Annotated in this window: 17 protein-coding genes and 1 riboswitch; of the genes, 12 read left to right on the forward strand and 5 right to left on the reverse strand. The window is 46.2% G+C overall.

Annotation, left to right across the window (positions count from 1 at the left end; translation table 11 throughout):
- Positions 1-64 precede the first annotated feature (64 nt).
- Positions 65-625 carry an NAD(P)H oxidoreductase gene (locus MKZ12_RS13385; protein WP_339260823.1) on the reverse strand — a complete coding sequence of 187 codons (561 nt, stop codon included), beginning with the start codon at positions 623-625 and terminating at the stop codon, positions 65-67.
- A 175-nt stretch (positions 626-800) separates the two neighbouring features.
- On the opposite strand from MKZ12_RS13385, the gene MKZ12_RS13390 reads away from it, so the two are divergent.
- The 4 genes from MKZ12_RS13390 (at position 801) to MKZ12_RS13405 (ending at position 6021) form a co-directional block, all read left to right on the forward strand.
- The gene (locus tag MKZ12_RS13390) at positions 801-1190 is read left to right on the forward strand and encodes a winged helix-turn-helix transcriptional regulator (protein ID WP_339242202.1); all 390 of its coding nucleotides are present in this window, start codon (positions 801-803) and stop codon (positions 1188-1190) included.
- Between the two features lie 218 nt (positions 1191-1408).
- Entirely contained in the window at positions 1409-3244 is a 1836-nt protein-coding gene (locus tag MKZ12_RS13395) for an assimilatory sulfite reductase (NADPH) flavoprotein subunit (RefSeq protein WP_339260824.1), read from the forward strand.
- Positions 3245-3300: 56 nt separating this feature from the next.
- Positions 3301-5022 carry an assimilatory sulfite reductase (NADPH) hemoprotein subunit gene (gene cysI, locus MKZ12_RS13400; RefSeq protein ID WP_339260826.1) on the forward strand — a complete coding sequence of 574 codons (1722 nt, stop codon included), beginning with the start codon at positions 3301-3303 and terminating at the stop codon, positions 5020-5022.
- Positions 5023-5301: 279 nt separating this feature from the next.
- Positions 5302-6021, forward strand: coding sequence for a YebC/PmpR family DNA-binding transcriptional regulator (locus MKZ12_RS13405; protein ID WP_249911804.1), 720 nt, complete (start codon positions 5302-5304; stop codon positions 6019-6021).
- An 85-nt stretch (positions 6022-6106) separates the two neighbouring features.
- On the opposite strand, the gene MKZ12_RS13410 is transcribed toward MKZ12_RS13405, so the two are convergent.
- From MKZ12_RS13410 to MKZ12_RS13425, 4 genes are all read right to left on the reverse strand, one after another.
- On the reverse strand, positions 6107-6637 hold the full coding sequence (locus MKZ12_RS13410; RefSeq protein WP_339260828.1) for a DMT family transporter: 531 nt from the start codon (positions 6635-6637) through the stop codon (positions 6107-6109).
- A complete protein-coding gene (locus MKZ12_RS13415) occupies positions 6630-7328 on the reverse strand; it encodes a helix-turn-helix domain-containing protein (RefSeq protein WP_339242209.1) in 699 nt (232 codons plus the stop codon). The genes MKZ12_RS13410 and MKZ12_RS13415 overlap by 8 nt, the downstream gene beginning before the upstream one ends.
- A gap of 34 nt (positions 7329-7362) precedes the next feature.
- Positions 7363-7788, reverse strand: a complete 426-nt coding sequence (locus tag MKZ12_RS13420) for a DMT family transporter (RefSeq protein ID WP_339260829.1) — start codon at positions 7786-7788, stop codon at positions 7363-7365.
- 560 nt (positions 7789-8348) lie between these two features.
- Entirely contained in the window at positions 8349-9146 is a 798-nt protein-coding gene (locus MKZ12_RS13425; RefSeq protein WP_339260830.1) for a Nif3-like dinuclear metal center hexameric protein, read from the reverse strand.
- A 285-nt stretch (positions 9147-9431) separates the two neighbouring features.
- On the opposite strand from MKZ12_RS13425, the gene MKZ12_RS13430 reads away from it, so the two are divergent.
- From MKZ12_RS13430 to MKZ12_RS13465, 8 genes are all read left to right on the forward strand, one after another.
- Entirely contained in the window at positions 9432-10022 is a 591-nt protein-coding gene (locus tag MKZ12_RS13430) for a biliverdin-producing heme oxygenase (protein WP_339260832.1), read from the forward strand.
- A 287-nt stretch (positions 10023-10309) separates the two neighbouring features.
- Positions 10310-12850: a diguanylate cyclase gene (locus tag MKZ12_RS13435; RefSeq protein ID WP_339260834.1), complete on the forward strand. Its 2541-nt coding sequence runs from the start codon at positions 10310-10312 to the stop codon at positions 12848-12850.
- A gap of 207 nt (positions 12851-13057) precedes the next feature.
- Positions 13058-14638 (forward strand): TerB N-terminal domain-containing protein, encoded by a 1581-nt coding sequence (locus MKZ12_RS13440; protein ID WP_339260835.1) that lies wholly within the window; start codon positions 13058-13060, stop codon positions 14636-14638.
- 7 nt (positions 14639-14645) lie between these two features.
- Positions 14646-15989: an ATP-binding protein gene (locus MKZ12_RS13445; RefSeq protein ID WP_339260836.1), complete on the forward strand. Its 1344-nt coding sequence runs from the start codon at positions 14646-14648 to the stop codon at positions 15987-15989.
- Positions 15986-18205, forward strand: a complete 2220-nt coding sequence (locus tag MKZ12_RS13450; RefSeq protein WP_339260837.1) for a DEAD/DEAH box helicase — start codon at positions 15986-15988, stop codon at positions 18203-18205. Before MKZ12_RS13445 ends, MKZ12_RS13450 begins: the two co-directional genes overlap by 4 nt.
- Positions 18206-18282: 77 nt before the next feature.
- A riboswitch (purine riboswitch) is annotated at positions 18283-18393 on the forward strand.
- Positions 18394-18499: 106 nt separating this feature from the next.
- On the forward strand, positions 18500-19459 hold the full coding sequence (locus MKZ12_RS13455; RefSeq protein WP_339260838.1) for a DMT family transporter: 960 nt from the start codon (positions 18500-18502) through the stop codon (positions 19457-19459).
- A 431-nt stretch (positions 19460-19890) separates the two neighbouring features.
- Complete coding sequence (locus tag MKZ12_RS13460; RefSeq protein WP_339260839.1) at positions 19891-20316, forward strand: cupredoxin domain-containing protein; 426 nt, start codon at positions 19891-19893, stop codon at positions 20314-20316.
- A gap of 96 nt (positions 20317-20412) precedes the next feature.
- A complete protein-coding gene (locus MKZ12_RS13465) occupies positions 20413-21435 on the forward strand; it encodes an SDR family oxidoreductase (protein ID WP_339260840.1) in 1023 nt (340 codons plus the stop codon).
- The last annotated feature ends 56 nt before the right edge of the window (positions 21436-21491 follow it).

Below are 21491 nucleotides of genomic sequence, written 5' to 3' on the forward strand. Positions count from 1 at the left end.
ACTCAACGAACGAGTTACTTCCTATCTTTTTGCAGTTGTTAGTTGTACTATCAGTGAAGAGCTATTAATTGTAGTGTTTACCAATTTGATAGGCTTGTTCCAGCAAATCTGCGATATGTTCTTTGGATTCTGAAATCGTTTCATAGAGAAATTCGACTCGGGATTCCTGCATTCTTGCATAACCCGCGATCCCGTTATTCAGATAATTGGAAATCATGTTGTAATAGTCGTATTTATGGAATGAAGCCTCCGTTCCCCCGGCTAGTGCAATCCACAGTGCTTTTTTGGAGTTTGCCTTGTTGAGCAGCCCCATATTCCATACCTTGTCCAGATAAGCTTTGAGCATGGAGGGAACGTTATACCACCAGATCGGGAAAACAAATACAATGGCATCAGCCGCAAGCACACGATCCAGCTCTTTGCGAATTACAGGGGCATGCTGTTTATCGGGATTTTGCCAGTCTCGCTCATCTTCTACACCATATAATGGATCGAATCCGTCATGATAGAGATCGAGGATATCAATTTCATGGGAATTCTCCTGCATACCTTCTATAAAACGATTCATTACGGCAAATGTTAGGGAATCCTGTCTTGGGTGAGTAACGACCAGTTTAACTTTCATGTAGGAGTAACCATCCTTTTTTCTTTTTTTTGGTTAAACATTCTGACCAATGTTATTATAAGTTTCATGACATCTTATTGAGAAGTACGCACCTTCGAGTGCTGTAGAAACCTTGAGGTTCTTCGGTTACTTTTAATAATGGATATACATATATGTGAATTATGGGGGAGTACAAGTGGAACAAGAAATGAAAAAATATGAGAGTGGTGTGCAGGCGATGCTGGAACTGGTCGGTGGAAAATGGAGGATTCTTATCCTGCATCAACTGATATCAGGTAAAAAACGAACCAGTGAACTTCGCAGGGCCATTCCTGGCATTACCCAGAAGGTCCTTACCCAGCAGCTTCGTGATTTGGAAAAGAATGAAATCATCCATCGAATTATTCATCCTGAGATTCCGCCCAAGGTAGAGTATGAGCTGACCGAATATGGCCTGACACTACAGGACATCATTGATCGCATATGTATGTGGGGAGAAAATCATTTGGACAGAGTATACGGAGATAAAAGCAGCGTGCTGGGAGATCATTTTAGGGACTATATTCCACTTTCAACTTCAACTTGAGCTGACCGTCCAATGAAAAATAAATCAAAACCTTCCTTGATCTCAAAAGGAGGGTATTTGTTGTTTTTTGTCCTTTATCAGTGAAACTGATAAATGCTATAAAATCATTGAAATTGACCCTCAACACCCGGTGTGTTAGGTTTTAAAGAGAAGAAATTAAATTAATATGATAATTTTAGTCGGAATTAAAATCGAAGCAATGCGCGAGGTGGCAAACAGTGGAACTTCAAGTGACAAACAGCCCTTTTAATCAAGAACAAGTTGAACTGCTTAATCGTCTTATTCCTACATTGACCGATGGACAACGGACTTGGTTGAGCGGATATATTGCAGCAATTCAGGCAAGCGCAACAATAGCGGTTCCAGCGAACCTGGTACAGGCTGCACCAACTACAGGTGTCGCACCTGAAAGTGCTACGCCAGTATCCCGCGAAGTTACCGTGCTCTTCGGTTCACAAACCGGGAATTCCAGCGGCCTATCGAAGAAGCTGGCCAAGAAACTTGAAGAGCAAGGTCTTCAGGTAACGTTGTCATCGATGGGAGATTTCAAACCGAACGGACTCAAGAAAATTGAAAATCTCCTCATCATCGTCAGTACGCATGGCGAGGGAGAACCGCCGGATAATGCGATTCCCCTGCATGAATTCCTGAACAGCAAACGGGCTCCGAAGCTCGAAGGGCTTCGCTACTCGGTGTTGGCTCTTGGAGATACCTCTTATGAGTTCTTTTGTCAGACAGGTAAGGACTTCGATACACGATTGCAGGAGTTGGGTGGTACAGCACTTGTACCGCGTGTAGACTGTGATGTTGATTTTGATGAACCGGCTGCGGAGTGGATGAATGAAGTGCTGGCTTCCTTAAGTAGCACATCTGCTGCTGCGAGCACGGTAACTACTGAGGCTGTTACAGCTGCGTTGAGCGGCGGGCAATCCGAATATGATCGCACGAATCCGTTCAAGGCTGAAGTATTGGAGAATCTCAATCTGAATGGCAGAGGATCAGACCGTGAAACACGCCATATTGAATTGTCCTTGGAAGGCTCCAGCCTAGATTACGAGCCTGGTGACAGCCTTGGGGTATTCCCTGAGAATCACCCGCGTCTTGTCGATGAATTGATTGCAGCCATGGGATGGAATGCAGATGAGCGCGTGACCGTGAATAAAAACGGGGATCAGGCATCTGTGTACGAAGCGTTGCTGCGTTATTTTGAGATTACAGCGGTAACGAAACCGGTCGTGGAACAACTTGCGAAACTGAATCCGGGGAGTGGCTTGACTGCGTTACTCGCAGATGATTCCGAATTCCGCACAGTCATGAATAGCTGTGATCTGCTGGATCTGGTTCATGATTATGATCTGAAAGGTATTCCTGCTGCAGAATTTGTAGCTGTACTTCGCAAAATTCCGGCACGTCTGTATTCGATAGCGAGTAGTTCGAAATCTTTCCCGGATGAAGTTCATCTTACCGTTCGTACGGTACGTTATGAAGCGCGTGGCAGAGAACGTTACGGTGTATGCTCGGTACATCTGGCTGAACGAATCGAAGCTGGCGACACCCTGCCTGTATATATACAGCATAACCCGAATTTCAAGCTTCCTGAGAACCCGGATACGCCGATCATTATGGTTGGCCCAGGTACAGGCGTAGCACCGTTCAGATCCTTCCTTGGTGAGCGTGAAGAAACAGGCGCAGAAGGCAAGACATGGCTGTTCTACGGAGATCAACATTTCTCCACCGACTTCTTGTACCAGACGGAATGGCAGCGTTGGCTCAAAGATGGTGTGCTCACGAAGATGGATGTAGCCTTCTCACGTGATACGGAACAGAAGGTGTATGTACAACATCGTATGTTGGAACACAGCAAAGAATTGTACCAGTGGCTTCAGGAAGGTGCGAGTGTATATATCTGTGGTGATGAGAAAAAAATGGCACATGATGTGCATGCTGCGCTCACCACGATTCTTGAACAAGAAGGTGGATTATCACCTGAGCAGGCATCGGAATATCTGACACGGTTGCAGCAGGAGAAACGTTATCAGCGGGACGTCTATTAATTATTACCGGCTTAGCCGGATTGCACCATCCCGCAGAGACGAGAGGAGAAAGCAGCATGGTTTATAATAACTTACTTAACCCACAGCGCACGAATAGCGATGTGGAAGATATAAAGATCAAAAGTGATTACTTGCGTGGAAGCCTGACCGAAACGTTGGCTGATCGCATCACGGGTGCAATTCCAGAGGACGACAATCGTCTGATGAAACACCACGGCAGTTATATGCAGGATGATCGTGACCTGCGTAACGAGCGTCACAAATCCAAGCTGGAGCCAGCATATCAATTTATGCTGCGTGTACGTGCTTCCGGTGGAATTGTAACCCCGGAGCAGTGGTTGATGATGGACAGAGTGGCACATAAATATGCGAATCAGACCATTCGTCTGACCACACGTCAGTCTTTCCAACTGCATGGTGTACTGAAGTGGGATCTTAAGAACACCATTCGTGAAGTGAACGATTCGTTGCTAAGCACACTGGCTGCGTGCGGTGACGTAAACCGTAACGTGATGTGTAACCCGAATCCGAATCAATCCGATGTGCATGCTGAAGTGTATGAGTGGGCATGTCAAGTAAGTAATCATTTGGACCCTCGCACGCGGGCTTATCATGAGCTGTGGCTGGACGGCGAGAAAGTGATTGATTCGCAGGACTCTGACGAAGAAGTTGAACCAATCTATGGCAAAGTGTATTTGCCTCGTAAGTTCAAGATCGGTATTGCTGTACCACCATCCAATGATGTGGATGTTTATTCACAGGATCTTGGCTTTATTGCTATTGTGGAGAACGGGAAGCTGCAAGGATTCAACGTTTCCGTTGGCGGCGGGATGGGCATGTCTCATGGTGATGCCAAAACCTATCCTCAGGTGTCCAAAGTCATTGGTTTCTGTACTCCGGAGCAAATGATTGATGTTGCAGAGAAAACAGTTATGATTCAGCGTGATTATGGAGATCGTGCAGTTCGTAAACATGCTCGTTTCAAATATACGCTGGATGATCGCGGTGTGGAATGGTTTGTCGAAGAGCTGACCAGCCGTCTGGGATGGAAACTGGATGCGGCACGTCCATATCATTTTGAGTCAAACGGAGATCGATATGGTTGGGTAAAAGGCAATAATGGTAGATGGCACTACACGCTGTTCATTCAGAATGGTCGTGTCAAGGATGTGGATGGATATCCTCTCATGACGGGTTTACGTGAGATTGCCAAAGTGCATACGGGTGATTTCCGTCTGACTGCCAATCAAAATCTGATCATCGGTAACATTAGCAGCCAGAAGAAGAAAAAGATTGAAGCGCTGATTCAGCAATACAATCTGACGGATGGGGCACATTACTCTGCGCTGCGCAGAAGTTCGATGGCTTGTGTTGCGCTTCCAACCTGCGGCCTTGCGATGGCTGAGTCAGAACGTTATTTGCCGTCTCTGATCGACAAACTGGAGCCAGTACTGGACGAAGCCGGGCTGAGAGACGAAGAGATTGTCATTCGCATGACGGGCTGCCCGAACGGATGTGCAAGACCGATGCTGGCGGAGATTTCATTTATCGGTAAAGCACCTGGGAAATACAACATGTATCTCGGTGGCAGCTTCACTGGACATCGCCTGAATAAACTTTACAAAGAAAACATTGGCGAAACCGAGATTCTGGACACGTTGGCACCAATGGTGAACCAATATGCCAGAGAGCGCAATGAAGGTGAACATTTCGGTGACTTTGTCATTCGTGCAGGCTATGTTCCTGAAGTCTTGGATGGTCGACAATTTCACGCTTAATGGACCGGGTAAGATGAACTGAAATTAGGACTGACTTAGGGCGGAAGCATTCCTTTATGGGGTGCTTCTTGTCTGTTATATATGGAGATAATAGAGGTAACCTTAGTTACTGCTGAGAGATTTATGAGAGAAAAAACTGTGGCCAAACTTCAAGCGGAGATGGATAATCACCGCAGTTATTCCCATTATTTCGTGTGTATTAACTTGTTGAAGTACGCTCAACAAGATATAATGGCATAGTAGAAAGCAGATTACATGTTGAAAGTGAGCGGAAACGATATGGGTCGTAAGTGGAATAATATCAAGGAAAAAAAAGCTTCAAAAGATGCAAATACGAGCCGGGTCTACGCTAAATTCGGCGTTGAGATCTATGTAGCTGCCAAGAAGGGCGAACCGGACCCGGAAGCGAACCGTGCACTGAAAGTCGTGCTGGAACGTGCCAAAACGTATAATGTACCCAAAGCCATTATTGATCGTGCGATGGAAAAAGCAAAAGGCAGCGGGGATGAGAACTATGAAGAGTTGCGTTATGAAGGCTTCGGACCGAATGGTGCGATGGTCATCGTGGATGCACTTACCAACAACGTAAATCGTACAGCGCCGGAAGTACGCTCTGCGTTTAACAAAAACGCCGGAAACATGGGTGTCAGCGGTTCTGTTGCTTACATGTTTGATCCTACAGCGGTTATCGGTATAGAAGGCAAAAACTCCGAGGAAGTACTTGAACTTCTGCTTGAAGCAGACGTAGATGTACGTGATATCGTGGACGAAGATGATGCTGTCATTGTATATGCAGAACCGGATCAATTCCACGCTGTACAGGAAGCATTCAAAGCAGCCGGTATCACGGAGTTCACGGTAGCCGAGCTGACGATGCTTGCACAGAACCATATTGAACTTCCAGAGGATGCACAAGCTCAGTTCGAGAAACTGATCGATGCGCTCGAAGACCTTGAAGATGTTCAACAGGTGTACCACAACGTAGAGTTCGCAGAGTAAGCAAGCTGCACGATACGTGGTTTGATTGCATAAAAAGAGTGTCTGACCAATCTCCGGGATTGGACGGACACTCTTTTTAGTTATTTTAAGAGTTGGATTGCAGGGAGCCGGGCGACTTGTCAGATGTATCTGACGGATCTGATTTTTCCGAGTTCCCCCCACCGAACTTGAATAACACAATTCCGCCGACAATGACAAGCACACCGAGCAGTTGATTCCACGAGAAAGGAATTTGCTCCAGACCGAGCCACCCCATGGAGTCAAACAAAAGGGCGAAGCTAAGTTGGGATGTCAGCACGATCGAGATGGCATACGTGGGGCCAAGCAGCTTCATACCTTGTACGAGACAGAAGACGACACCAACGCCGATGGCACCACTGAGCCAATACCACGGTTGCATATGCTGAAAGCTGAATGTATTCTTGCCCTCCACAAGCAGAGAGATGAGGAACGAGGCAATGAATCCGGTGAAAAGCACCAACGTTGTTGTGGACCATGAACCGGTGCGTTCATTGACTTTGCTATTAAATATGGTTTGCAGACTGACAAGTGCTCCTGCCAAGAGCGCAAGCGAAATCCCTGTAATTAACATGTTTTTGTCGAACTCCTTATTCATAAATATTGTGACCTGCTATTTCGCGCAGACCCGCACGGTTTTTAATCATAATCAATCCCTGATGTCGTTCAATCAATCCGTCTGCACAGAGCTTTTGGATGACCCTGTTCAGGTGTCGGTAACTGGTGCCGATCAGATTCGCAATGTCGGTCAGATTGAACGCGTCCAGATCTTCATGAACGACGCTACCAGCTTCTTCCGTCGAGATGGAGAGAAGGTAGCTGGCTAGCCGAACCTCAACGGGATACATCAGGTTGAAGTTGGAGAAGTTCGAATCAATATAGAACTTGTGTGAGATGATTTTGAGCAAAAATTTAAGTAAAGGTGCATAATCGCCGGCAAGCTCAGCGAGCCATTGATAATGAATCCGAAGCATCACCACAGGTGACACGGCCTGAACTGTGTTGACAATATCACTTTCACGGACATATTCAATGTCACCGACGACTTCAAGCGGTGTCTTGAAGCAAAGCACGAGTGTTTTGTCCTGAGCGGAGGTGGTGAAGATCTTGATTTTACCCTCGACCAACACGTATAAATATTCGGAGGCTTCCCCTTCACGACAGATCAATTCACACTTCTCGAAGTGACATAATGTCATATGGGGACGCAGGGGCTCGTGAAATACCTTTTCGAGTTGATATTGCTTCAGATAATGTATTAATTGTTGCTCATCATGAATCTCTTCCACGCTCTTGTTCACCCCTGACTATATTCTAGAAAAGCTACAGTTTCATAATGATGACACCTGTGATCATCAAGGCAATGCCCAGAAATTGCGGCAGTTTCATCTTTTGTTTCACTACACCAAACCATCCGTTACTATCCACGAGAAAAGTCAGGAACAGCTGAGCAATGAGCAGGGCAGAGATCGTGAACGTCACCCCAATTTGCTGAATGGCCGTTACTTCGCTGAAAATGATGATGGCGCCAAAAGCACCTCCAGCCAGGTACATGGGTTTAACTTGTTTGAGTCCTTGAAGGTTAATGTCTCTAACGAACATTAGGATCAACGCCGCTAAGATGAATCCTGTCAATTGTGTAATCGTAGCGGCCTGCCATGTGCCCATGTCGGTACTAATCCGAGCATTGGCAACACCTTGGAGCGTGATACACGCGCCACCCAGTAATGCAAAAATAATTCCTTTCATATGTACGCTCCTTATTCAATTACTTCGACTTCTATTTAATGACAAACTCACCACAAACGCCAAGGACAAATGTCCTGAGCTTTGAAGTCACAGCATCTAGAGTACAATAAAGAACCAGGGAAATCCAGTTGGGGCATGAAGAGATGCGCGGTATATGTGCGGGAATACTCATTTTTAATGAGCATGATCTCTAACGAACCAGCGACACCTTATTGTATTGATTCGATTGAATTGAGAAATCTAAGGAACCTCAGCCATCTTAATCGGGCTAAGGCAGGTAGGAAAGTATGGATAATGAGTCGAAACGGAGGAATAACGTGTCTACAATTCGTTAGTTTTGAAAATCGGCAAATATTCACTAAATAGAGTGTGTCAGGTTCGTTACTAACTATCTAAGAATTTGTCCTAAGAGCCAGCCAAGATGAAAGAGAGTTTGCTGACTCGACCCTAGAACACACAACAGATGTAGAGTTCCAGGGTAGGGGCAATGAGATTTGAACAATTCAGCTAAACACCTCTCCAAAACAATCCATACCAAACTAATCCACTCGATCGCATGATCAGATCACAGTGTACACAGGTCGTTCACCTACATAATGAACGGACAGTTCTGTGAATTGTTCTGCCAATCTGTCTGCCAATAGATTCATTCCCGGAGCCTCGCTCTCGGCATGCCCCAACATGATGAGTGCTTTGGACTTGCCTTGTTGCACAGCATCACGGATATATTCCGGTGTCTCCCATTCGAATCCTTCTCCAGCGATGATCAGATCCAATTGTTTGTTCTGAATCAAGGGAATCGTCACAGAGCCGTTGCCACGAAAACCAACCAATACCGCTGCGTGTCTACAGACTATGTCGGGATTGCCTGCAACGCGGACATAATCGATCCCAAGGCAACGTTTCACATGGTGAGCAATAGCTTGGGCAGTGCTTGCTTCCGGAAAAGTAAGGATGTCTGCTTCCGGTACTCGTTGCTCCACATAAGAGGACCATCCCAAGGCCTGAATCAGTCCTTCGGTAATGCCATCCGGTTGGAAGCGGTGGATGATATCATGACATCGATAGATGGAGATGCCTGCTTCGTCAATTAACTTTCTTTTGTCCGTATACACCGAATCAGTTGCAAGCCAATCCGTCTGACTGTGATGGTTATAGAACGGAGATTCATGCGCAATGATTAAGTTAGCGCCTTGCTGTATGGCTTGTTCAATCACATATTGTGTGGGCATAAAAGCGATGACAATACCTGTGACCTTACAGTCAAGTGAACCGGTGATAAGCTGATCCACCGTGTTTTCCGGCAGTTCAATGTTATCTAAAAGATGAAGTACAACGTCTTGAACAGTGAGATCCATAGATTGCATTCCTCCAATGACAGGATATAAAAATAGTGTAACATGTTTACATTTGAAATCTACTGCCTTCCAGATTGTGGGGGTCAATTTTATTATTTTCGGTTAATACTAAAACATGCAGATTACAGTGGGTTAAGATAACAACGAAGAAAAGTGTTCACTTTGTACGGATGTTGGATTCGTGTAGTTTTCTCAAACAAGAATAAGTATACTTACATAGAGTCTTTATTGCATTAAATGAGCTGTTTGCAACAGCAGAGCAGATTGTGAAAGGGGATAACTACGATGACAGCAACAACTATTATGGAACGTCTGAAGAGCGAGACAGCTCATTACCACAGACAAGTAGAACAGAACCCTTATGCAAAAGCCATTATGAATCAAACTGTGACTATAGAAGAATATAGAACATATCTAGAAAAGTTTTATGGATTCCTCAAACCGCTGGAAGATCAAGCTGTACAGCAGCCTTTCTGGGGAAGTACGGGATTGGATATCGAGATTAGAGGCAAGGCTGGACTACTGGAGAAAGATCTGCACAATCTTGGTGCAAGTGAAGAGGAAATTAGCCAACTTCCGCTCTGCAAAGAACTTCCGGATATTTCGACACCAGCCCGTTTGTTTGGATACATGTATGTCATTGAGGGGTCCACGAACGGTGGACAGATCATGACCAAACGTTTGTCGCAGTTCCTGCCCATTGAAGCTGATCGTGGATTGGAATATTTCAACGCTTATGGCTCAGAGACAAGAACAAGATGGAGCGAGTTTATGATTTTGCTGCAGCAGTCCATCACCAGTCCAGAAGATCATGACAACATGGTGCACAGTGCATCAGAGACATTTCGACTGCTGGATCAGTGGATTAATACGTAGGGCGGACTTTTTTTCATATTTTAAAAGAAATCTATATAAGTTGAATTAATCATTTACACCTAACGAAGAGGACAGAAAAAACCTGGAAAAGCGAAGCATTCGCTAAAAGCTTTCTGAAAGAAAGCTACATCGTAAGCATACGCTTATAACCGGATTTTTCCCTTAGAAAAGGGAATCGATAAAATCTGGGGATAACAGCGATTGGAAGGTTATTCTGTCATCGTAGTGCAATGTAAATAATCATTATTTCAGCTTATATAACATCATGAGAGGGGATTTTCCTGGCCATGGCCGAACCGAAGTCCAAGAAAGAACAAAATTTGTTGAACCGCACATTGCTTCATCAGGGAACATACACAACTGATCCGATAGATCTGAATAACTGTGATAAAGAACCAATTCATATCCCCGGCTTTATTCAACCTCATGGTGTTCTTTTGGCCATCAATACCAGTCTTACGCCAACTATTGTTCAGTGTAGCCAAAATACGGAGGACCATCTGGGTATTGCCTATGAGGATGTTCTGGGCATGCCTTTGGAGAACCTGATTGGCGAGCAAGAAGTAAGCAAACTGTTGGGAAGCAGCTTCAATGCGAATGTTACCTCTGACCTGCATTACATGGATCTTACCATTAAGGTATCTGGTGAGGAACGGGTCTTCTCTTCTGTGCTTCATGAAAGTGAAGGTTTGCTCATTCTGGAGATCGAGCCTTATGACGAAAAAGAGGACGTGGAGACTACTGACTTCGAGTGGATATCCCGATTCTTCGGTCGGATGAAAAGCACAGATAGCCGCGTGGAGGCAAGTCAGATTGCAGCTGAACAGGTCAAGGAAATGCTCGGTTACGATCGGGTGATGATCTATGAATTTGACGAGCAATGGAATGGTAAAGTTATTGCTGAAGCGCGTGAACAAGAACTCGAACCATTCCTGGGACATCACTATCCAGCATCGGATATACCAAAACAAGCTCGGGAGTTGTATCTTCGCAATTGGCTGCGGACTATCGTGAATGTAAATTATAAACCGGTCGAAATTGTACCTATGCTACAACCACTGACTGGCAAACCGCTGAATTTGAGTCTTTCGGTCCTGCGTAGCGTATCGCCACTTCACATCGAATATCTGCATAATATGGGTGTAGGTGCGACCGTAACGATCTCGCTCATTCATAACAATGAGCTATGGGGACTCATCACATGCCATCATTATTCGGCCAGATATGTCCCCCATCGTGTGCGGAATCTGTGCAATTTCCTGGGGGCGTTCTTCTCCAATGAATTGTTCCAGCGTCAGCAGTTAGATGATTACCAATCCGAGATTCAATCTCGTGAAGCTGCTTCACGAATTGCCAACATTTTTATTGGAAACACAAGTCCTGCCCGAGTACTTGAGGAATTACAGGGAGAAGAAGAGACAGTATTGAAACTGATGGATGCTGCCGGAGCAGCGATCTGTTACCAGGACAAGTTATTGTTATATGGTAAAACGCCTAACAGCGGCCAGATTCGTGAACTGGCAGGTTGGCTTGCAGGAAATTCTGAGGATTACAGTTACTACACTTCGAAACTGAGTTCAGAGTATGAAACAGCCAAAGCTTATCCGGATAAGGCTTCCGGGGTTATTTATGTTGCCATTTCGCCTGGACAGCATAACTACATGATCTGGTTCCGACCTGAGGTTGAGCAGGTTGTTGAGTGGGCGGGTGACCCAGCCAAAGCGGTGCTCAAAACGGATGACGGCATGCGATTATCACCTCGTAAATCATTCGAGAAATGGCGTGAGGTTGTAAAGTCAACTTCGTATCCGTGGACTACGAAAGAACTAAGTGTGTTACCTTTACTCAAATCCATTGTACGTCGGCAGACGGAGAATCAGTTGGTTCAGGCTGAGGAACAGGCACTTCAGAACGCTCGTATTTTGCGACAAAATGAACAGCGTTATTTGCAGTTAATGGATTATTCGCCCGTGGCATTCTTTACTCTGACGGACGGTAAGATTATCTATTGTAATACAAAGGCAGCTGAACTGCTCGGGTTCGAGAGTTCCCAAAACCTGATGGGTAAGGATTTTAGAGAATTTGTACCTGACAATACGAGAGTTACCTTGCAACAGAATTTTGAGGAATTAAAGCACAACAACACAAGTTTGATTACAAGTCAGTCCTATTTCACTACAGCGGTTGGTACCTCACTGTTGCTTGAAGTTACACTCGCTGCTGTTACGCATGCAGGAAAACCTTCTGTGATGGTGCTTCTGCACAGCGGGGCGTCTCACCATGAACATGACCATTACACCGAAACGACAAGCCAGCTGCAAAATTATCTGAACACAGATCCGTTAACAGATATGCCAATTCAAACGGTGTTCAAGTCTCAGCTTCAGGATGACTGGGATGATTGTTTGGAGGAGAAATGTAGTCTGGGGTTGCTCATTATAGATATCGATGATTTCCGTTCATATAACGCGGCATACGGACTTCAGGGAGGCGATCTGTGTCTGCAATGGATCGGTGAGGTACTCACCGTGGTCAGTGAGCAGCACAACGCACTAATATCCCGTCTTCGCGGAGGTACCTTCATGTTGAAAATGAAGAGCACAACTTCTGAACATTCAGCACAGCTTGCGGAAGAGATTAGACAACATGTTCTGGCTCTGCAGATCCAGCGAGAATTATCGGGTCCGAGCGGGATCGTCACGGTTAGTGTCGGGGGTGCAGTGCTGGTACCTGATGAGCAGTCAAGTGCATCCGATCTGATTGAAAAAGCTACTCAAGCGCTGGCCCAAGCGAAGAGTGAAGGGAAGAATCGAGCAATTGTAGTCTGATTTAGGGCATGTAACCTTACTTTTTAACGAATACACCTGGATCAATATCATATCCATATGAACTAAATGAGAGAGCAGAAATGCTCTCTTTTTTTGGTTTTAATAATGTGTTAATTTCATCACCGCAGACACAGCACTAGTGTTATAATGATCCCTATGGATACACTTGTTCGTATTCTGTCTCGGAGGAGGGTGAGATAACGTTCTATGAAAGACAACTCTAGACAATTGGAATTTATGGAGATAGATCTGAGCGAAGAACCCGTAACAGCAGCGGTTCCGGTTCCTGATCGTTCAACCATTGTGCAGCAACCTGCACATCATGCGATGCAGCATCGTGGAGGCATATTGTCTTCGGAGAAACGTTTTGTAGAGGAAGCAAAGCAGTGGTCAGAGATGGAGGGAGATGTGTCCCCCTGGGTTCCCTTTATGAGCTACTGGCCCACATATGGCGTAATGAACGAAGCCCAGCGCAAGTGGTATTTGTATTGGAGGAAGGAAGTACGGCAGGGGAGATACCCGGATACCGATCTGTCCTATCTATTTGTTCATATCTATGAGTTGATTAACGGCATTGGCTGGCAGAATTCTCAGGAGGGGTATGATCAATTAAAACAGCTATGGGTGAACTACCGTGAACGGCTCCCTCAATTAAATATATATATGCAAGAGTGGATGGTCGATTATGTGTTGGTCCATGAGATGGAGAGGTCATTATCCGAGATTATGGACCTTTCGGGCGGATATTTGCCAGCAGAGATGCTGGATATGGAGCTGCAACGTATTTTACAGAATAAAGTCTCGGAAATTTCACTGAATATGCTGCAAAGATACTATGATTACGATATTACACTCAGTAAGTTCTATAGAGATGGCGGCAAAGAAGTGATGGAGCAGTATATCCCACGGGTCATGGCCTTGGTTCAATCGTACCTGGAACGTACGCGGCAAGTTGGACTGTTGCCAGAGTTTCAACCCAACGAAGAACGTACGGTGGAGCGCATACTGTTTCGCAAAGCGGTCTATGACGACTCGATCTATGGAAGATTGGTATCATTCAGATATATGCCCATTGGTGAACAGGCTGAATTTGTACAGATGGTTACGCGGATCTATCGATGTACTGAAAATAAACTTCGTGAACTGCTCGGATTCAGAGGCAGATTGCGTGGACAAACATTAGAGCCTGAACTTGCGAATCTGATTGAACGTTACCTGGACAAAGCATATGCGATTGATCAGGCCGAGACGGTGGAACAACCGGTGATTCGTATTGATACGGAAAAATTGGCATCGTTACAGCAAGAAAGTGAATACGTACGAATGGCACTTACAATTGAGGATGATCACCCTTCTGAAGTGAAGGATGATGAGGTTCATAACGCAAATGTTACAAGTAATCCAGTCGACGCACTGGAAGCAAGGCATGAGATCACACCAACAGAAGATTCCATGCAGCCGGACCCATCGGTAAGAGAGACTGCAATAGAAGGGTCAACAGCATCAATTGGGTTGCAATGGGACGTGAGTGCAGAGGTTGATTTGGATGAACAATGGCTGCTATTTGCCAAGGGACTATCCCCTCAGCAGGTGCAAGTGATTCATGCTCTTCTTGGCGCTAACCCTGATAAGGAGCTGATACGTCTGGCTGAGCAATATGGAACGATGCCTACGCTTCTGCTCGATGAAATTAATGATGTGGCTATGGATACGATCGGTGATCTTCTGATTGATGGTGATCGGATTGTTCCGGATTATATAGATGTGTTCGAACATGTGAAGAGGTGATACGTAAGTGACAGAACTTAAAATACCAAAGCGGCTGACCACCGCACTTGTCAATTCGTTAACGGCGGGTGTTGTCCCGCGCATAGGACTGGAGCAGATTGCTGTTGGCCGAAAACCGGAAGTGGAAGCCATCTTGAGAGATATGGACAATATCGCCGAGGGTGGCGCCGCGTTCAAACTCATTACCGGGCGTTATGGTAGTGGGAAAAGCTTTCTTTTGCAGATGATTCGTAATTATGCCATGGATCGCGACTTTGTTGTAGCAGATGCCGATCTGTCACCAGAGCGACGATTGGTGGGCACCAAAGGGCAGGGACTTGCGACATATCGCGAACTAATGACTCGTCTGTCTACACGTACACGTCCGGATGGGGGAGCGTTGGAGCCGATTTTGCAAAAATGGATCGCAGGCCTGCAACAATCCACGATGCAAAGTCAGAACCTGCGCCCGGATGATCCCGCTCTGCCGCTGGAAGTAGAGAAGCAGATCTATGCGGTGACAGGGGAGATGCAGAATCTGGTTCACGGCTTTGATTTTGCCAAGGTACTGGCTTCCTACTGGAATGGGTACAAGCTCGCTGATGATGATCGCAAACAGGCGGCACTGCGCTGGCTTCGAGGAGAATTTGCAACCAAAACGGAAGCAAAAAAAGAACTGTCTGTCGGTGTTATCATTGACGATGACAACTGGTATGACTACTTCAAATTGTGGTCTGAATTCACAGCGCGCATTGGTTACAAAGGATTGCTGTTGTTCATTGATGAAGCGGTGAATCTGTACAAAATTACAAACAGCGTCTCTCGTCAAAGCAATTATGAGAAATTGCTGACCATGTTCAATGATACAATGCAGGGCAAGGCGGAGCACCTGGGCATATTTGTAGGCGGTACGCCGCAATTTGTGGAGGATGAACGGCGCGGACTATATAGCTATGAAGCGCTTCGCTCCAGGCTTATTGATGGTCGTTATGCAGCCAAAGCGTATGCAAATTATACAGGCCCGATTCTGAAGCTTGCAATGTTATCACATGAAGAGATTCTGATTTTGCTCCAGAAGCTGCGGCAGATTCATGCGTTGCATTTTGGATACAGTGCAAGTCTGACGGATGAACAATTGGTTGATTTTATGCAAACGGCGGTGAATCGACTGGGGGCGGATGAATTGCTGACCACGCGTGAAGTGGTACGGGACTTTATGGATGTACTGCATACGCTCCATCAGAATCCCGAAGTGACTTATACGCAATTACTTGGTGAACGGGCTGCCAAACCCCAGGAACCGGGTAAAGGAGCGGATGCTTCCGCAAATTCGGATGATCTGGACGACTTTCTGGCGGAGTTTGAATTATGAGTGATAATCCATTCTATCGGCTGGCGCCATTCGTGCAGGAATTTATATATAAAAAAAGATGGGAATCGCTTCGGCCTGCTCAGATCGAGGCCTGCAATATCTGTTTTCATACCCCGCATCATATGCTGATTGCGGCAGGCACGGCCTCCGGCAAAACGGAGGCGGCTTTTTTTCCTGCATTGACCGAGCTGCATGAACGGCCTTCCAAATCAGTTGGCATTCTGTACATTGGACCTTTGAAAGCCCTGATTAATGACCAATTCGAACGTCTTAAGGATCTGTTAACCGAAGGAAATATTCCGGTTTGGCATTGGCATGGGGATGTGCCTCAGGCGGAGAAAACAAAACTGATGAAAAATCCGTCCGGTGTGCTTCAGATTACGCCAGAATCGCTGGAAGGTCTGCTTATGAATCGACCGAATGCGATCCCGGCGCTGTTTCATGATCTGCGCTATGTCATCATTGATGAGGTACATGCCTTCATGGGAGCAGATCGGGGGATTCAAGTGCTCAGCGAGCTTGCCAGAATCGAGCGTATGGCTGGCTGTGCACCGCGAAGAGTTGGATTGTCGGCTACACTTAGTGACTATGATGCGGCTACATCTTGGCTTGCAGCCGGAACACAGCAGGGAGTGGATGTGGTCTCTTCTCCAGGTGGTCGCAAGCTGCGGCTGCGGGTGGAACATTTCTCTTTTCCAGATGCACAGGACGAGGAGCAGGCGGAGCAGCTTCATAACGCACGCAAAGCGTACTACGACTTCATCTATGAGAGCACACATCGTAAAAAAGCATTGATCTTCACCAACAGTCGTACGGACGCTGAGGTGACTATTCTTGAGATGCGGCGGGTCGCGGCTCGCAGGCAAGAGCGTGATGTGTTCCATGTGCATCATGGAAGTATCTCCGCCATGCTCAGGGAGGAAACGGAAGCTGCCCTGCGCACCGGATCGGGGCCTGCGGTTGCTGCAGCAACGGTCACGCTCGAACTGGGTATCGATCTGGGCGAACTGGAACGTGTGGTTCAGCTTGGTGCACCGTATAGTGCGTCCAGCTTTGTACAGCGTCTGGGACGTTCGGGGAGACGAGAGGACATGGCATCAGAGATGCTTTTTGTATGTCCGGAGGAAGAGGATGAGGAAGCGCAATTACCAGCACGTATGCCGTGGACGTTAATGCGTGCAATTGCTGTTATCGAACTATATGTAAAAACAAAGTGGGTCGAGCCGCTTGAAGCCCGCAAAATGCCCATAGGGGTGCTCTACCATCAGACGATGAGCATGCTGAAAAGTATGGGGGAGGCGGAGCCGAGAGATCTTGCAGAAGCCATCCTTTCGCTGGCCCCCTTTGCGTTGATTAGACCAGATCAATATCAGGCTTTCCTGAATTACCTCATTGAGACGGATCATCTGCAATGGACAGAGGACCGGACATTGATTATCGGACTGACAGGTGAGAAAATCGTAAACAATTATCGCTTCTATGCGGTGTTTAAGGACGATGAGGAACATAAAGTACTGAACGGCTCGGAAGAGATTGGTTCCATTACAACCGTGCCCCCGCCAGGCTATTGCTTCTCGCTCGCAGGCAAACTGTGGAAAGTGGAAGAAGTTGATCACAAGCACAAGGCTGTGTATGTGAAGTCTGCCAAAGGTAAAGTGGATACGTTATGGCTTGGAGCGGGCGGAGACATCCACACAACGGTGGTACAGAAAATGCGTGAAGTGTTGTCCGACTCAGTGATCTATCCCTACCTATCACCCCAAGCCGTCAATCGACTTGAACGGGCACGCCGTCTAGCTCGTGAAAGCGGACTGTTGAAGCAGGTTGTTATTCCGGCTGGGGGAGATTCGATGTATGTACTTCCTTGGGTAGGGAGTAAATCGTTCCGTACATTGGAGCGCCTGATGAAGCATAATCTGTCGGGCAAACTGGCTTTGCGTTCGGTAGTGCCCATGGAACCATATTATTTTGTAGTATCCGGCAAGGTCGATGAACGGACATTGTTAGCCGAGATTATGAGCGAATGTCGGATGGCTGAAGATGCATCTGCGCTACTGGCTGAAGATGAAGCACCCTATCTGGGCAAGTATGATGAATTTGTCGCGCCACCTTTGATCCGTGAGGCTTTTGCCGTGGATGGGCTGGATCTGGATGGGTTGAAGGCAGGTTTACAGCAAACATTGGAGTGGGATTCCTCAGCCTCTAATCGAACCTGACGTTTTTTTATACGGAATAGGGTTGACAGCACCTCACCTCCCATGTAATATATGAAAAGTCGTCACACACGAATTACATCAAATTGCATATATCATTTCGTATAACCTCGCAGGCCGAAAGTGTACACAGGGCGAGGGTCTCTACGGGAAGCCTATACTTCCTAACTACGATGCCAAGGAATCAATATATTCCTTGCTCGTAGTTAGGATTTTTTGCATTTGTATGTGTCTGTGACCTTGGCATGAACCAATCATGCAGGCGTATTTTCTTATCATCAGGAGGTTTATTCACAAATGAAATATTATCTGTCCGTTCTCGCGGGAGCGATGAGCTATGGCATATTATCCACGATTGTGGTTCTGGCGTATGGCGAAGGATATAAACTTGGTGAAGTTGTGGGAACACAGCTGATTACGGGTTTTCTTCTTTCATGGATGCTGGCGCTATACACAAAATTTAGAACAAAACGCAAATCACAGGCAGATGGCCAATCATCAGGAGCTGTGGCACAGGTATTCAAGCGGTTGACGTGGAAACAACGTCTGTTATTGATGGCTGCCGGAACACCAACGGTAATTACGGGTCTTGTGTATTATCAGTCTTTGCGTTACATCCCGGCTTCACTTGCCATTATCCTGCTGTTCCAGTTCACCTGGATTAGTGTATTGATTCAGGCGATAAGCAAACGTCAACGTCCAGACAAAGTCACATTCCTGACGTTGATCGTGCTGTTTGGCGGAACTTTGCTGGCAGCGGGTTTCCTGGAACAGGGACTGGGTGAGTTCAACGGTCTGGGTATTGCTCTTGGACTAATGGCAGCGGTAAGTTACTCCCTGTTCGTATTGTTCAGCGGCAAAGCGGTTCCTTCAGCGCATCCGGCCTTTCGTAGTGCGTGGATGGTAACAGGCGGATTGATCCTGCTGTGCATTTTGTTCCCGCCGACATTCCTCTTCAATGGATTGATCTGGAGCCAGTTGCTTGTGTTTGGACTGCTGCTCGGATTCTTCGGAGCATTCATTCCACCGGTATTGTTCGCTATCGGCGTTCCGCATATTGGAGGCGACATGGCCGGAATTTTGGGTGCGGTGGAGCTTCCAATTGCAGTACTGTTATCCTCTATCGTGCTCCATGAGCATGTCAGCGGATTGCAATGGTTCGGGGTTATCATTGTACTCATTGGAGTTGCCCTGCCAGAGTTGTATAAATTACGCATGAGAAGAAGTCGTAGTCGAAGTAAACCAATCTATTCCTGATCCAGACGAAAAGGGATATTGCAGAGCATGAACGGGAATAACCGTAGATAAGCCTGAGAAATCAGGCTTTTTTATTTAAATATTCTATATAAATTGAACTAAACATTTACACGAAACGGAGAGGACAGAAAGGACCTGAAGAAGCGGAGCGTTCGCCTAAAAGCTTTCTGAAAGAAAGCTGCATCGGAAGCATAAGCTATCCCCGGACTTCCCCTATATAAAAGGAATCAAAAAATCTGGGGATAACAGCGATCGGAAGGTTGTGCTGTCATCGGAGTGTGCAGTGTAAATATTCTTTAGTTCAATTTATATGGCTCAAACACAATAGCCCAGAGGGGTCATTTTCAATGTCATGCGAATCAGGTATGCTTATAAAATACATCCGTCTGTGGATTAATTATTGATGGAACCATCGAATGAGGAGTGTTTATATGAAAAGCTGGTTTGGAAAAACCTGGCCTTGGATCACGCTGGGTCTGACTGTTGTTGTACTGCTTGGATCATTTTTGGTTTATTTTATGGGCAAAGACGTATCCCCGGGATCAGGAAGTGCTGTCACTGCACAAGCCGAGACACCGGAGGATTTGAAGGGATATGAAGTCATTGATGTGGACGTGAGCAACGATGGTTTTGGACCAGACGTTATTGAGGTGAAAGCTGGTGTACCGACCAAAATAAACTTTATTCTGACTCGGTCGGTGACACATGTGAAATCAGTCGGATCACAGCAGCTTGGCATGGATCTGTATATGCAAAAGGGACCCAATTATTATACGGTCGACAAAGATCTGCCAAAGGGCGAATACGAGATTCACTGTGGTATGTACATGATATACGCAACGATTAAGGTCGTCTAAGCAGAAGGAGCATGGTTTCGGGTCACCGAGCTTTGCTCCTTTTTTTGGTGCGTGATATCATGGGAAAGTGGGTAAAATTGATCAGGAGGTGCGAAAATGAAAGCGCTATTTATTGGAGGGACAGGCACCATCAGCACGGCCATTACGGAGATGCTTGCACAGCAAGGCTGTGAACTGTATTTGATTAATCGAGGCAATCATAACCATGACTTACCTAAAGAAATCAACGTACTTCAAGCGGACATTAATGACGAGACACGTGTAGCAGAACTGATCGCTGATCTGGAATTTGATGTTGTGGCAGACTTTATTGCCTTTGTACCATCCCAATTGGAGAGAGATTACCGTTTATTTAAGGATAAAACAAAGCAGTTTATTTTTATAAGCTCAGCATCTGCGTATCAGACGCCTTTGGCTGATTACCGGATCACGGAAGGGACACCTTTATCGAATCCGTACTGGGAGTATTCTCGCAACAAGATTGCCTGTGAAGACTATCTGATGAAACAATACCGCGAGCATGGATTCCCTGTGACTATTGTGCGTCCAAGCCATACGTATGGCGACAAATCTGTACCTCTTGGTGTTCATGGTGCTCAAGGCAGCTGGCAGGTTCTCAAGCGCATACGTGAAGGCAAACCTGTTATCATCCATGGAGATGGTACCTCACTATGGACCATTACGCACAACACCGATTTTGCCAAAGGTTTTATTGGGCTTATGGGAAATATCCATGCAATTGGTGAATCGGTACATATCACCTCGGACGAATCCGTCACCTGGAATCAGATTCATGAGATTATTGCCGGCGTCTTGGGAGTTAAGCTCCACGCGGTACATGTACCATCCGAATTCTTGGCAGCATGCAGTGACCAGGATCTTCGCGGCGGTTTGCTGGGAGACAAAGCCAATACCGTTGTGTTTGACAACAGTAAGCTGAAACGGCTTGTTCCGGAATTTGTAGCAACGACAAGAGCGGACCAAGGCATACGAAGTACGATTGAATACATTCTGGCCCATCTTGAATTACAGACCGAAGATCCGGAATTTGATGGCTGGTGTGACAAGGTCGTTGCTGCGTTGGATGAAGCGTTATTGAAAATCAGAGATGAGAAATGAGAAATAAGGTGTTCATGATCAACTGTTTACATTCATGAGCTGAATCGTTATAATCA

It is taken from the genome of Paenibacillus sp. FSL R5-0713, assembly GCF_037973325.1.
Lineage (GTDB): Bacteria > Bacillota > Bacilli > Paenibacillales > Paenibacillaceae > Paenibacillus.

Bases quoted from the DNA above. Each gene is read 5' to 3' on its own strand.
- MKZ12_RS13385 (WP_339260823.1), bottom strand. From the start codon at position 625: ATGAAAGTTAAACTGGTCGTTACTCACCCAAGACAGGATTCCCTAACA.
- cysI (WP_339260826.1), top strand. From the start codon at position 3,301: ATGGTTTATAATAACTTACTTAACCCACAGCGCACGAATAGCGATGTG.
- MKZ12_RS13405 (WP_249911804.1), top strand. From the start codon at position 5,302: ATGGGTCGTAAGTGGAATAATATCAAGGAAAAAAAAGCTTCAAAAGAT.
- MKZ12_RS13410 (WP_339260828.1), bottom strand. From the start codon at position 6,637: ATGAATAAGGAGTTCGACAAAAACATGTTAATTACAGGGATTTCGCTT.
- MKZ12_RS13420 (WP_339260829.1), bottom strand. From the start codon at position 7,788: ATGAAAGGAATTATTTTTGCATTACTGGGTGGCGCGTGTATCACGCTC.
- MKZ12_RS13425 (WP_339260830.1), bottom strand. From the start codon at position 9,146: ATGGATCTCACTGTTCAAGACGTTGTACTTCATCTTTTAGATAACATT.
- MKZ12_RS13430 (WP_339260832.1), top strand. From the start codon at position 9,432: ATGACAGCAACAACTATTATGGAACGTCTGAAGAGCGAGACAGCTCAT.
- MKZ12_RS13435 (WP_339260834.1), top strand. From the start codon at position 10,310: ATGGCCGAACCGAAGTCCAAGAAAGAACAAAATTTGTTGAACCGCACA.
- MKZ12_RS13440 (WP_339260835.1), top strand. From the start codon at position 13,058: ATGAAAGACAACTCTAGACAATTGGAATTTATGGAGATAGATCTGAGC.
- MKZ12_RS13450 (WP_339260837.1), top strand. From the start codon at position 15,986: ATGAGTGATAATCCATTCTATCGGCTGGCGCCATTCGTGCAGGAATTT.
- MKZ12_RS13455 (WP_339260838.1), top strand. From the start codon at position 18,500: ATGAAATATTATCTGTCCGTTCTCGCGGGAGCGATGAGCTATGGCATA.
- MKZ12_RS13460 (WP_339260839.1), top strand. From the start codon at position 19,891: ATGAAAAGCTGGTTTGGAAAAACCTGGCCTTGGATCACGCTGGGTCTG.
- MKZ12_RS13465 (WP_339260840.1), top strand. From the start codon at position 20,413: ATGAAAGCGCTATTTATTGGAGGGACAGGCACCATCAGCACGGCCATT.